The following is an 11,494-nucleotide window of genomic DNA, read 5'->3' on the forward strand; positions in this document are numbered from 1 at the left end:
TCCCCTCTCCGGCGCATGAGCAGGTGCAACAGCGAGAACTCCTGATTCGTCAATTCAATGCGGGTAGTTCCCCGGAATACCCGCCTTCCAAGCACGTCGATGTCCAGATCGGCAATGCGCAATCGCTCGGACTCCTTCGAGGTGCTTTGGCGCAAGCAACGCCGGATACGGGCAAGGAGCTCGGCAAAGGCGAAGGGCTTGACCAGGTAATCGTCTGCCCCCAACTCGAAGCCTCTGACACGATCCGCCACATCATCCAGCGCCGTCAGAAACAGTACGGGTGTCTCGGACTTGGATCGAATGGACTTGATGACCGTCCACCCGTCCATACCTGGCAGCATGACGTCCAGGATGATGACGTCGTAGTCGGTCTCTTCCGCCATGTGGAGCCCATCGCCACCATTGTTCGCGATGTCGACCACGAAACCCGACTCCGACAATCCCTTCTGCAAATACTCCGCAGTACGCGGTTCGTCTTCTACAACAAGTACCCGCACCTTAGTTTCCTCCTGCAGCAAGCGACTTCGATCCGACCAGTGCTGGCGATGCATTGAAATGCTGAGCTGCATCCGCTTGTTCGCATGGTGCCAGTTCGAACTGAATGGTCACGTGCGTGATATCGAATTTGTCAGCCAGCATCTGCTTCAATTCCGGTAGCACTTCCATTTCCGGGTTGACGGCCGTGTCATTCACGACATGAACCGTCAAGCTCGCCTTGCCGCTGGTAAGTGCCCAGATGTGGAGGTCATGGAAGCTTTTTACCCCGGGCGTCGCCAGAATTTGCTTCTCAACCTCTGCCAGATCCACGTCATCGGGTACGCCTTCGAGCAGCACATTCAGGCTCGACTTCAGCAGGATCCACGTGCGAGGCAGTACCCAGAGGCCGATCAGCACCGCAATGGCGGAGTCGACCCACGCCCAGCCCGTGAAGCGGATGATGATCGCACCGGCGATGACGCCAACCGACCCGAGCAGATCGCTCCAGACTTCCAGATAAGCACCCTTCACGTTCAGGCTGCTGCTTTGCCCGGAGGACAGCATGCGCATGCTGATGAGATTGATGATCAGGCCCAGCACAGCCACGACGAACATGCCGGTTGACTCAATCTGAGGTGGCGATTTCAGCCGCAGGTAGGCTTCGTACAGGATGTAGATAGCCACACCGAACAGCAGCAATGCGTTAAAGGCCGCGGCAAGAATCTCAAAACGGTAGTAGCCAAATGTCCGCTTCTTGTCCGCGGGTCGCTTGGCGATCGCAATAGCAGCCAGTGCGATGGCCAGTGCGACGGTGTCCGTGAGCATGTGCGCGGCGTCGGAGATCAACGCCAGGCTCTTCGTCATGACACCACCGACCACTTCGGCAATCAGGAACGTACCGGTCAGCGCAAGGGCGATCTTGAGCGATCGCTCGTTGCCACCGGGATGGTCGTGTGAGTGACCTGCGCCCATAGAAACTCCTATAAAAATTGGGCGGTACGATGACCGCCCAAGGATTTACGTCATGCAGGCTGGCGGCCTTGATCCGGTTGATGCGTCTGAGTGACTGGCTCGCGAGTATCTTCCGCGTCCTCATCCTTGCGGTGAGCAAGTCGATAGAGCACCGGCAACACCAGTAGGGTCAGCGCCGTGGACGACAAGATGCCACCGATTACCACCGTTGCGAGGGGACGTTGCACCTCAGCGCCCGTACCGGTGGCGATGGCCATCGGCACGAAACCCAGGGATGCCACCAGGGCCGTCATCAGCACCGGACGCAGTCGCGTCAGGGCGCCAACTCGGACCGCGCTGTCGAGGGAATGCCCTTCTTCGCGCAGCGATCGGATAAACGACAGCATCACCAGACCATTGAGCACCGCCACCCCGCACAGCGCGATGAAGCCCACCGCTGCAGTAATGGACATCGGAATGCCGCGTATCCACAGGGCAAGAATCCCGCCAGTCAGCGCAAAGGGAATGCCCGTGAAGACTAGCAAGCCATCCTTGATGTTGTTGAACATCGCAAACAACAGTACGAAGACCAGCAACAGCGCCACCGGCACTACCACCTGCAGGCGGGTGGTGGCGGACTGCAGTTGCTCAAAGGTGCCACCCCATGTCATCCAGTAGCCAGCCGGGATCTTGACCTGGCTTTGGATAGCCGCTTCCGCCTCGGGCACGAATGAACCAATATCACGTCCACGAACGTTGGCACTGATCACGATGCGGCGCTTGCCGTTCTCGCGCGAGATCTGGTTCGGGCCGGGCGCCATTTCCAGCGTCGCCACCTCGCTCAATGGGATAAACGTCGTTCTCGCGTCCACTCCTTTTGGCAACGGAATCGGCAATCGGCGCAGAGCCTCGACCTCGCCGCGCACAGCTTCGGGCAGGCGGACCACGATATCGAAACGACGATCGCCCTGGAAGAAGGTTCCGGAATCACGGCCTCCGACGCCCGTTGCCACCGCGTCTTGCACGTCGCTCATGTTAAGCCCGTATCGCGCCGCCTTCTCCCGATCGATCTTGACCGTCAGCATCGGCAAGCCGGTGGTCTGTTCTACCTTCACCTCCTGCGCGCCGGGGATGCCCTGCAGCACGGCCGATACCTTCTTCGCCGTCTCGCTGAGCACGTTGTTGTCATCGCCGAAGATCTTGACTGCGACGTCCGAGCGGACCCCGGAGATCAGCTCGTTGAACCGCAGCTGGATCGGTTGGGAGAACTCGTAGTTGTTCCCGGGGATCTTGCCGGCTTCCTCCTGGATGGCGGACAGCAGTTCGGCATGTGTTTTCTTCGGCTCTGGCCAATCCTTCTCAGGCTTGAGCATGATGTAGCCATCCGAAATATTCGGCGGCATCGGATCGGATGCAATCTCCGCCGTACCTGTCCGCGCAAACACGCGCTCGATTTCGGGGAATTTTGCCTTGAGGGTCGTCTCGATCGTCTTCTGCATCTCCACGGACTGCGACAGGCTCGTGCCAGGAATGCGCAGCGCCTGGATGGCAATGTCGCCTTCGTTCAGATTGGGGATGAACTCGCTGCCCAGGCGGGCCGCAATGGCCACGCACAGAACAATTGACACCGCGGCAAACGTCAATACAACGGCCGTGTTCGCGAGCGACTTTTCCAGCAGCGGCTCGTAGCGACGCTTCGCCCAGAGCATGAGACGATTTTCTTTCTCGGCCACCCGTTCGCCGATGAACAAGGCGACCGCAGCCGGAACGAACGTCACGGACAGAATCATCGCGCCCAGCAGCGCCAGGACGACCGTGAACGCCATCGGGTGGAACATCTTGCCTTCCACCCCCGTCAGCGCAAAGATCGGCAGGTAGACGATCATAATGATGAGCTGACCGAAGATCAGTGGGCGACGCGCCTCCTTCGCTGCGGCAAACACCTCATGGAACCGCTCGGAGCGCGTCAATGGCCGGCCATGGTGTTCCTGCGCATGCGCCAGTCGCCTCACACAGTTTTCGACAATCACCACCGCGCCATCGATGATGATGCCGAAGTCGAGCGCGCCCAAGCTCATCAGGTTCGCACTGATCTTGTAGTTCACCATCCCCGTGAAGGTGAACAACATCGCCAGCGGAATGATCGTCGCGGTAATCAGCGCCGCGCGGATGTTACCCAGGAAAAGGAACAGAATTACGATGACGAGCACCGCGCCTTCAAGAAGGTTCTTCTTGACGGTCGCAATGGCCTTGTCGACCAGACGTGTCCGGTCGTATACCGTTACGATCTTCACACCTTCCGGCATCGTACGGTTAATGGAAGCGACCTTTTCATCGACCGCTTTTGACACAGCCCGGCTGTTTTCGCCGATGAGCATGAATACCGTGCCCAGCACAACTTCCTTGCCATTCTCGGTTGCCGCACCGGTACGCAGTTCCTTGCCAATCTCCACATCCCCGATGTCGCGAATGCGGATCGGCTGCCCCTGCGCTGTACCGACAATAATGTTGCGGATGTCGTCTTCGGACGCAACCTGACCCGGCGCACGAACCAGATACTGCTCGCCCCTACGCTCGATGTAGCCCGCACCCACGTTGTCGTTGTTCTTGTTCAGCGCATTGACGACGTCGGTCAGCGTCAGCCCGTACGACGCTAGCCGTTCAAGACTCGGCGCGACCAGGTACTGCTTGTTGAAACCACCGATAGTATTGATCTCGGTGACACCGGGCACGTTACGCAGTTGCGGCCGTACCACCCAATCCTGGATTTCGCGCAAATCTGTCGGCGTATAGGCAGTCCCGTCAGCTTTGCGAGCACCCTCTTCGGCTTCAACGGTCCATAGATAGATCTCCCCGAGGCCGGTCGAAATAGGCCCCATCGCCGGCACAACGCCTTCAGGCAGATTGTCCTTGGCTTCCTGGATGCGCTGGTTGACGAGTTGGCGCGCGAAATAGACGTCCGTGCCATCCTTGAAGATGACCGTCACCTGCGACAAGCCATAGCGGGACAGGGAACGCGTCTGTTCGAGTCCCGGCAGGCCGGCCATCACGACCTCGATCGGATACGTAACACGCTGTTCGGTTTCGAGCGGTGAATAGCCTGGTGCCGAGGTATTGACCTGAACCTGAACGTTGGTAATGTCAGGGACCGCGTCGATCGGTAGTCGGTTGTAGCTGAAAATCCCTAACCCGGCCATTCCAAACACGGCGAGCAGGACCAGCCATCGCTGCTGGATGGCGAAACTAATGATACGTTCAAACATTGCTGTTTCCCCCGTATCAATGGCCGTGTTCGGCGCTGGATTTGCCAAGTTCGGCCTTCAGAACAAAACTGTTGGCGGCGGCGTAACGTGCGCCCGGCTTCAGGCCCTCGACAATCTCGATGACCTTGCCGTTTGTCCGGCCGACCTTCACCGGCTGCGGCACGAATCCACCTTGAACCGCGACAAAGACTACGCTCTCGCCATTGACGTCCTGGACGGCCTCGGTCTTCACCGCAACGGGCACCTCGACATCAGCACCGAATACGTCGACCGTGACGAAGAGACCCGGTCGCCAAGCCATCTGTGGATTGGTCAATGTTACGCGGGCCTTCGCCGTCCGCGTCTGCTCGCCCAGCAGCGAACCCACGTATGAAACGGTGCCATCTGCCTTCACATCGGACGATGCCGAATTGATCGACGCCTTTTCGCCGATGCGCACCCGCTCGACATCCTTGGCAGACACCACGAACTCGGCCCAGACGGACGACAGATCCGACAGCGTGAACACGTTGGCGTTGTCCGCCACCGCTTCCCCAAGCGAGATATGCTTTTCAACGATCATGCCGTCGAACGGTGCGCGCAGCTCGTAGCGATTGAGTGCCGTCGAGCTGTTGCTGGCGCCAATGGCGGTCAGCTTCTGCTGCGCGTTCTGGACACTGATCTGCGCTTCCTGCAGCGCGTTGCGGGCGCTCAGATAATCTTGCTCCGCAGAGATCTTCTGTTCCCAGAGCTTCTTCTCGCGGTCATAAGTGACACGCGCCAGATCCAGACGTTTCTGTGCTGCGAGCAGTTCGCTGCGCTGGTCAGAAAGTCCGGTGCTCGCGATGACCGCGAGAACCTGTCCCTTCTTAACCTGTTGCCCAATATTGGCCGGAACGCTCTCTACGACGCCAGCCAGTCGCGGCACCACGTGGGCTGTCTTGTCTTCGTTGAAACGGATTTCGCCGGGGAACTGGACGCCAGCCTGGACCTTTGCCGAGCCCGCGGTTTGAACCACTACCCCTGTCTTGGCCAGCTGGTCCGCTGTCAACTCAATCTTGCCTTCCTCTTTCGAGAGCCGCACGGCGAGTGGCGAAGACGAACCGGGCAAGGTCACATTTGCGGTCACGTCAAAGACATGGGGCTCGGCAACTGGCTGTTGGCTTTCCAGCGCGTCGCCAGACACCACGAACTTGAGCGCTTGAGACTCGCCCGTAGCCCGCACGAGCTGGCCTGTCGCTGCCACGCCATTTGCCACCGCCTTCCCAGACTTGCTAACCCAGAGCCGAATACGGGCCTCGCCCTTGGATTCGGCCGTGCCAATTTCGACGTCATAGCCATCACGCGAAAAGAGCGCGCCACCATTGGGGCCCTTCTTGACCTCGTGATGCTCGCCGTCGCCGTGTGACTTGTCATCCTTGTGGTCGGCTTCCGCCGCCTGCTTGCCATGGTGCTCGGTGTCGCCATGCCCCTTGGATTCCGAGTGCCCACCCTGCTCTTCCGGCGCAGAGCGCCCGCTCAGCAGAACGCCACCAGTCGCGACGCCGCCCACCAGTACGATGGCCGCAATGGCAGCCTTTTGTTTGTTCGAAATAGCCATGTTTTATGAATCCCGTCTTAACGTCCCAGAATGCGATCGATCGTGGTCGCCGCCTGATAGGTTTGTCCAAGCACGCCGAGATAGCGGATGCGTGCCTGGAACAGCGTGCGCTGGGCATCCAGGACGTCCAGATAATTGAACTTGCCGGCCTCGAAGCCAATGGTCGCCGCGTTGAAGGCTTGCTCGGCGCCTGGCAAGACGGTCTGCTTCAGCGTTTGTGCCGAGGCGCGCGATACCGACAGCTGGTTCGATGCCATCAGGAGATTTCGGGTCAGGCTGATGCGATTGGCCAGATATTCATCCTGGGCCTTGTCCGCCTGGCGAATGGCCGAATACAAGTTGCCCTGATTCCGGTCAAAAATCGGCAACGGGATCGCCACACCGATCACCGCCATGTTGCGGTTGGCTTCTGTATCTCGCTTGGCACCCAGACTGACTGTCAGATCCGGATACTGGCGGCTGCGCTCAACGCCCACCAATGCCTGGCGGCGGTCAAGTTCAGCGCGGCTTGCGGCCACCAGCGGTGAGTTTTCCAGCTCCTTCTGAAGGAGTTCAGGCGCCGGCCTGGATGGCAGCGCGTCCAGATTGCCCTGTGCTTCGGCAAACTGCGGCGATGCATTGCCCCACAACGCCGTCAACGCCTGACGGGCGGACTGCAGGCTCGCCGTTGCTTCGGCCAATTCAAGTTCGGCGTTGGCCTGTTCGACACGTGCCTTAGTTTCGTCAACCGGGGAGATCTTGCCGGCCGCGACGCGGCGTGAAGCGGCTTGCGCGCCCCTCGCAGCGATATCCGCGGAGCCAGTTGCCAGCTTGACGCGTTCCTGTGCGATCAAGACGGAAAAAAAGCTCTCGATTACCTGCGCCCGAATGTCACCGCGAACGCCAGCCAGCGTTGCCTGCGCCAGTTCGCGCGTCCTTTCCGCGGCATTGATACGAGCCGAGCGCTTGCCGCCCAGTTCGATGGGGATATTCATCTGGGCGGTGGATGTACGGGTGGATTTCCGCGTGTCCTCGACCAGCGTCTGGAGTTCCGGGTTCGGAATAACCCGGGCCTGCATGATCCCACCTTCTGTGGAATCGAGTTCCTTGGCGGCGGCGGACAGGTTGAAATTGCTTCCTGCCGCCAGCGACAACGCGGCCTCGAGGGTCAACGGTCCCGCCGCTTCCCTTGGGAAGACGGGCACCATGGACGTGCCGGTGTCAGATTGCGCTACGGCAAAGTTTGGGCTGAGAAATGCTACCGCCAGCCCGAGCGGCAGAAATAGTCTTCGCATCGAATTGCACCAAGGTATGTGACCAGGAGAATTCGGCGAGAGACGAAAGGAGAAAAAGAGTCGTCGTCTCGCCGATCAAGCGAGACGCTGCCACTGAGGACGGTCGGGAGCCCTGGCATTCAGAGACGAGAACTCGGACGAATGTTGAGTATCGGTCACTTCTACCCGATTCGCTATCAACACGTCCTGCGTCTGTCCATAGACGAACGGGAGGGAGACCAGATGGCATACCCCGCAGTCTGTATCCACGAATGGCTTTTTCTCGGCATCCGTTTTACCTTCCGGCTGCTGATGACGATGCTCGTGGTGCCCAAGGTGCCAAGTGGCCGTGGCTTTCTCGTGCTGACAATAGCGTGCCGCTGCCGCCCAGGAAAACTGGAACGGCAAAATGAGCAGCACGAAGATCAGAACGAAACGTCGCATTCCTTGGGAGACTGTGCGGGGGGCTTGGGGTTGAAGTACTAACGGCTGGGCCGTCGCCGAAGTTTACATGAATCCTCGATCACCAGCATTAAGAGCAGATTACGATTATCGCTTTCGCCTGCTCGTTTTGGGGTGCCGCTTTCGCCCCTCATCAGTCTTACGCTTGGGGGCGGGCCCATGCTTCCACCGCAAATAGACAGCGAACCCCACATACAGGACGATCAGGCCGACCAGCATCACGAGCATGCTCTCGACAACAGAATCGGAGACGTGAGCGTAGTGCATGGCTGTACGTGTATGCGGAGTTGCCCGCATCAGGCAAGCGTCACGACCGCCCGGAGGACGCCGGCGTCATGGAACAAATCAAACGACTCCACGACCACCGACAGGCCGAGAAACCAGACCGAGTCCGCAATATTGCGTTGAAAGGAAGACACATGGACCGTCCATGTCGACTCCCCCCTATACAGCGACAGACGGGGAAAGAACGCTGGTGTACGGCGTGCGTATTCGGCGAATTCCGGGAAGGCGGAAGCCAGAAAGCGGTCTTCCGTCCGGATGACAGCCGGGTACATCAGCGCAAATGCGAGCGCCAGGACTGCGGTAACCGCCAGCGACTCGGTCATCGCCCCTAGTCCGATAATGCCTAGCAAGTTGCAGACATAGAGCGGATGGCGACACAGTGAATATGGACCCGAGGTCACCAAGGTATTGTTCTTGCGCCCGGAAATGTACAACGCGCACCAGAGCCGCCCGACCGTGGCCAGGCTCACCCCCAACATCCCCAGCGTCAGCAGCAGCGGCGACACCCAGGTACCGTCCCAGCGAGAATGGCCAAAGACCAGACTTGCCAGGACAAACGTTACGACAACACGCCAAACGCCGATGCGGTGGCGTGTCAGGAAATTGTCCAGCGCCCTCGAGAGACCAGCGGGTTGGGACGGGGAGATTGAAGAATCGGTCATGCGGTTCGGGGGCTGGAGGAGAATGTCGCGCACTTCGAGTGGACACACTGGCGCGAAAACGAGCACTAATGGCCGGCATTCTAAGGTTGCCCTTCCGTTGTCAGGCTTTATTGCCGAAATGTAATACGTTGTTAATCTTGCCCCCCGGCCAGCGAATCCGGTTGTGTCATAGCTCGGCAATCTGACAGTCATCTTCTGCGACATAGACTGTCTTGGCCATTTTCAGGACACACCCAGAGACGCTCCGCAATGAACGACATCATCCGCACATTGAGCTCGGAATTCTCCGATCTCGCTAATGCTGCCGAGGCAGTACGTGCCGTCGTTCGAATGACCGTCTCTATCGTTTTGGGGGGCTTGCTGGGGTACGAGCGGGAGAGCTCGGGAAAATCCGCAGGCGTGCGCACTCACATGCTCGTCGCGCTGGGGGCATGCGTTTTTGTCGTGGTTCCCCTCCAGGCGGGCGTGCAGCTTGCCGACATGAGCCGCGTGCTTCAGGGTCTCACGTCAGGCATCGGATTCCTTTGTGCAGGGGCGATCCTGAAGCCGGACAATGAGACACACGTCAGGGGGCTCACAACTGCCGCGAGCATCTGGATTGCTGCCGCGATCGGCGTGGCCGCCGGCATGGGCCATGCGGTGACGGCCATCGTCGCGACTGCCTTCGCACTCATCGTGCTCAGAATCCTTCAAATGTCGAAGAAGTAAGACTCCCACTGCTCCCAAGCCACGTGCAGCGCGAATGCGCCAACTTCAGGTTCGGCCAGCATTTCCCAAACGTATGAGCGCGCTTAACAATACGCAAACTCCATCGCATGAGAATTTACCTGGATTACAACCTGTTTGCGTACCTTCACGAGGGCACGAACCCGGCTCTGCAAGCCAAAGTGAGCGCACTGTCCGATCGACATGAGTTTCCTTGCAGCCCGGCGCACATGGAAGAAATTGCCTCGGCGCTCGCAAGACCTTCGGATACTCCCCCGCTCGATCGGTTAGCGGCCGCTTTCTGCAAAATAGACGATGTTTCTCGAATTAGCCGGAACGTGCAATTGTCTCCGACGACGTTAGGCCCGATGGTTACGAAAGAAGGAACAGCCTCTCGAGTGCTTTCTTCGGGTCATGCGGCACTATCGCAAAGAGCCGGTTGTCGAGAAGAACGACTGGTATACGCGGGACTCCGTAAAGAAGGGGTCACTTCAGAAAACGGAAAATATTGCACGCTAAGGCATGGAAGAGGACCACTGCTGTCCCCAGGGGCATTGGCCAGCCGATGGCAAGCAGGTAGAAACCAAAGTCGGGGGACTCCCGTTCTCAGAGATCGGCTAGCAGCAGGTAGGCGCGGTCGAGTTGCCGATGAGCTTCCTGCCGGCGATCCATCGCTTCTAGGGCGAGCAGGAGGTCCTCGGCCAGCTCGAAATCGCTTTCCTGGCATGCCCTTTCGAACACCGCAAAGACCTCTTCATACAACGTGCGCCCCGGAACGCCCATTTGACTAACCTCCGGCGGAAAATCCGATGCTCTCTGCCGACTTGGTCCTGCCACGCCGCAGGGGCTTCTGTCCCCCATGGTTAATATGGACGTTCCCACGGCAGGGAAGGTCAAGCATTTTTCCGGCCGCGGGCCGACCTATGGTTCGCAAGCCGCCGCGCGAGACGGTTAGTGCTCGCCCCCTACAGTTCGTCCAGCGACTAGTTACCCGCACCCGGGCGCAGCCGCACCACCAGCATCGCCGCCCACTGGATATGCGGCCAGGCCAGCGAATAGACGAATGTCTGGATCAGGGGTCCCCTTGATTTCGCCGCAATTTACCGGGGTAGCCACCCGTAGCAGCCATGCGGGTTCCAGGGTGATGCCCACCCTAAAACCCTAGTCAAATCAGTCACTTGCTGACTGGTCCTTTTCCCCTTGGTTTTGGAACGTTGACCGCCCCCGCCGCGCGGCCAAGCGCGCCCTGTGGCTGGAAGCCATTGTTTCCGCAAGATAACTAGATTTATCCGTCTTTGGTTTTCCCAAGCAACACATAAATGGCTTTTCTAACGTTAGGTATGTGCGTAAGATAGGCTGAAATGCGCCTCCGGAAACTGCCATGCCCCGCCTCGCCGCCACCCCCGACCAGATCCGCGCCACCGTGCTGGCCATGCTCACCGAGGCCGGCGACGCGGCGCCGCCCACGGCCGCACGCTTTCGCCGCGTGGTGTCGGTGCGCAAGCTGCGTGACCGCCTGGGCGGCGGTGACCCTGCAACGCTGTCGCGTACGCTCAACGCGATCGAGGCCGAGGTGGTGCGCTCGGGCCTGGCCGACCTCGCCCTGCCCGAGATTCCGGTCGAGATCGCCGAAGCGATGCGCGCGCTGTGGCAGGCCGCGGTCGCGGTGCAGCTCGACGACGTGGTGCGCCTGAAGCGCGAGGCGCAAGCCACAGCCGACACCGCCGAGGCCGCCCGCGCCGAGGCCGAACTGCGGGTCGAGCTGCTGCGGGCCGAACTGAGCGAGGTGCGCGGCCAGCTCGCCGCGCGCGACACCGCGCTGGCCGTAGCGTGCGCCGCCCAGGCGGCGGCGTGCGC

10 protein-coding genes are annotated in these 11,494 nt (G+C 59.8%); 2 read left to right on the top strand and 8 right to left on the bottom strand.

Features of this window, described 5'->3' with window-relative positions; all coding sequences use genetic code 11:
* The 7 genes from czcR to czcN all read right to left on the bottom strand — a co-directional run.
* Positions 1-497, bottom strand: a 497-nt coding sequence (gene czcR, locus C404_RS57895) for a heavy metal homeostasis two-component system response regulator CzcR (protein ID WP_021197785.1), incomplete at its 3' end; no start/stop codon positions are given.
* Between the two features lies 1 nt (position 498).
* On the bottom strand, positions 499-1,449 hold the full coding sequence (locus tag C404_RS57900) for a cation diffusion facilitator family transporter (RefSeq protein ID WP_004635344.1): 951 nt from the start codon (positions 1,447-1,449) through the stop codon (positions 499-501).
* 50 nt (positions 1,450-1,499) lie between these two features.
* Positions 1,500-4,691, bottom strand: a complete 3,192-nt coding sequence (gene czcA / locus C404_RS57905) for a heavy metal efflux RND transporter CzcA (protein WP_004635342.1) — start codon at positions 4,689-4,691, stop codon at positions 1,500-1,502.
* 16 nt (positions 4,692-4,707) lie between these two features.
* Positions 4,708-6,270, bottom strand: coding sequence for a heavy metal efflux RND transporter CzcB (gene czcB, locus C404_RS57910; protein ID WP_004635340.1), 1,563 nt, complete (start codon positions 6,268-6,270; stop codon positions 4,708-4,710).
* A gap of 17 nt (positions 6,271-6,287) precedes the next feature.
* On the bottom strand, positions 6,288-7,544 hold the full coding sequence (gene czcC / locus C404_RS57915) for a heavy metal efflux RND transporter CzcC (protein ID WP_024570390.1): 1,257 nt from the start codon (positions 7,542-7,544) through the stop codon (positions 6,288-6,290).
* Between the two features lie 75 nt (positions 7,545-7,619).
* Positions 7,620-7,967 (bottom strand): CDF family cobalt-zinc-cadmium transporter CzcI, encoded by a 348-nt coding sequence (czcI, locus tag C404_RS60205; protein WP_011229345.1) that lies wholly within the window; start codon positions 7,965-7,967, stop codon positions 7,620-7,622.
* Between the two features lie 314 nt (positions 7,968-8,281).
* The gene (gene czcN, locus C404_RS57930) at positions 8,282-8,932 is read right to left on the bottom strand and encodes a heavy metal efflux RND transporter CzcN (protein WP_020206397.1); all 651 of its coding nucleotides are present in this window, start codon (positions 8,930-8,932) and stop codon (positions 8,282-8,284) included.
* A 249-nt stretch (positions 8,933-9,181) separates the two neighbouring features.
* Here czcN and C404_RS57935 point away from each other — a divergent pair, with 249 nt between their 5' ends.
* On the top strand, positions 9,182-9,640 hold the full coding sequence (locus C404_RS57935) for an MgtC/SapB family protein (RefSeq protein ID WP_004635330.1): 459 nt from the start codon (positions 9,182-9,184) through the stop codon (positions 9,638-9,640).
* Between the two features lie 603 nt (positions 9,641-10,243).
* Here C404_RS57935 and C404_RS60510 read toward each other — a convergent pair.
* Positions 10,244-10,420: a hypothetical protein gene (locus C404_RS60510; RefSeq protein ID WP_004635326.1), complete on the bottom strand. Its 177-nt coding sequence runs from the start codon at positions 10,418-10,420 to the stop codon at positions 10,244-10,246.
* A 598-nt stretch (positions 10,421-11,018) separates the two neighbouring features.
* On the opposite strand from C404_RS60510, the gene C404_RS57940 reads away from it, so the two are divergent.
* A partial coding sequence (locus tag C404_RS57940) for a DNA-binding protein (protein ID WP_021197786.1) occupies positions 11,019-11,494 on the top strand: 476 nt, incomplete at its 3' end.

Origin of the sequence: Ralstonia sp. AU12-08, assembly GCF_000442475.1 — a bacterium.
Taxonomy (GTDB): domain Bacteria; phylum Pseudomonadota; class Gammaproteobacteria; order Burkholderiales; family Burkholderiaceae; genus Ralstonia; species Ralstonia insidiosa.

Bases quoted from the DNA above. Each gene is read 5' to 3' on its own strand.
- C404_RS57900 (WP_004635344.1), bottom strand. From the start codon at position 1,449: ATGGGCGCAGGTCACTCACACGACCATCCCGGTGGCAACGAGCGATCG.
- czcA (WP_004635342.1), bottom strand. From the start codon at position 4,691: ATGTTTGAACGTATCATTAGTTTCGCCATCCAGCAGCGATGGCTGGTC.
- czcB (WP_004635340.1), bottom strand. From the start codon at position 6,270: ATGGCTATTTCGAACAAACAAAAGGCTGCCATTGCGGCCATCGTACTG.
- czcC (WP_024570390.1), bottom strand. From the start codon at position 7,544: ATGCGAAGACTATTTCTGCCGCTCGGGCTGGCGGTAGCATTTCTCAGC.
- czcI (WP_011229345.1), bottom strand. From the start codon at position 7,967: ATGCGACGTTTCGTTCTGATCTTCGTGCTGCTCATTTTGCCGTTCCAG.
- czcN (WP_020206397.1), bottom strand. From the start codon at position 8,932: ATGACCGATTCTTCAATCTCCCCGTCCCAACCCGCTGGTCTCTCGAGG.
- C404_RS57935 (WP_004635330.1), top strand. From the start codon at position 9,182: ATGAACGACATCATCCGCACATTGAGCTCGGAATTCTCCGATCTCGCT.
- C404_RS60510 (WP_004635326.1), bottom strand. From the start codon at position 10,420: ATGGGCGTTCCGGGGCGCACGTTGTATGAAGAGGTCTTTGCGGTGTTC.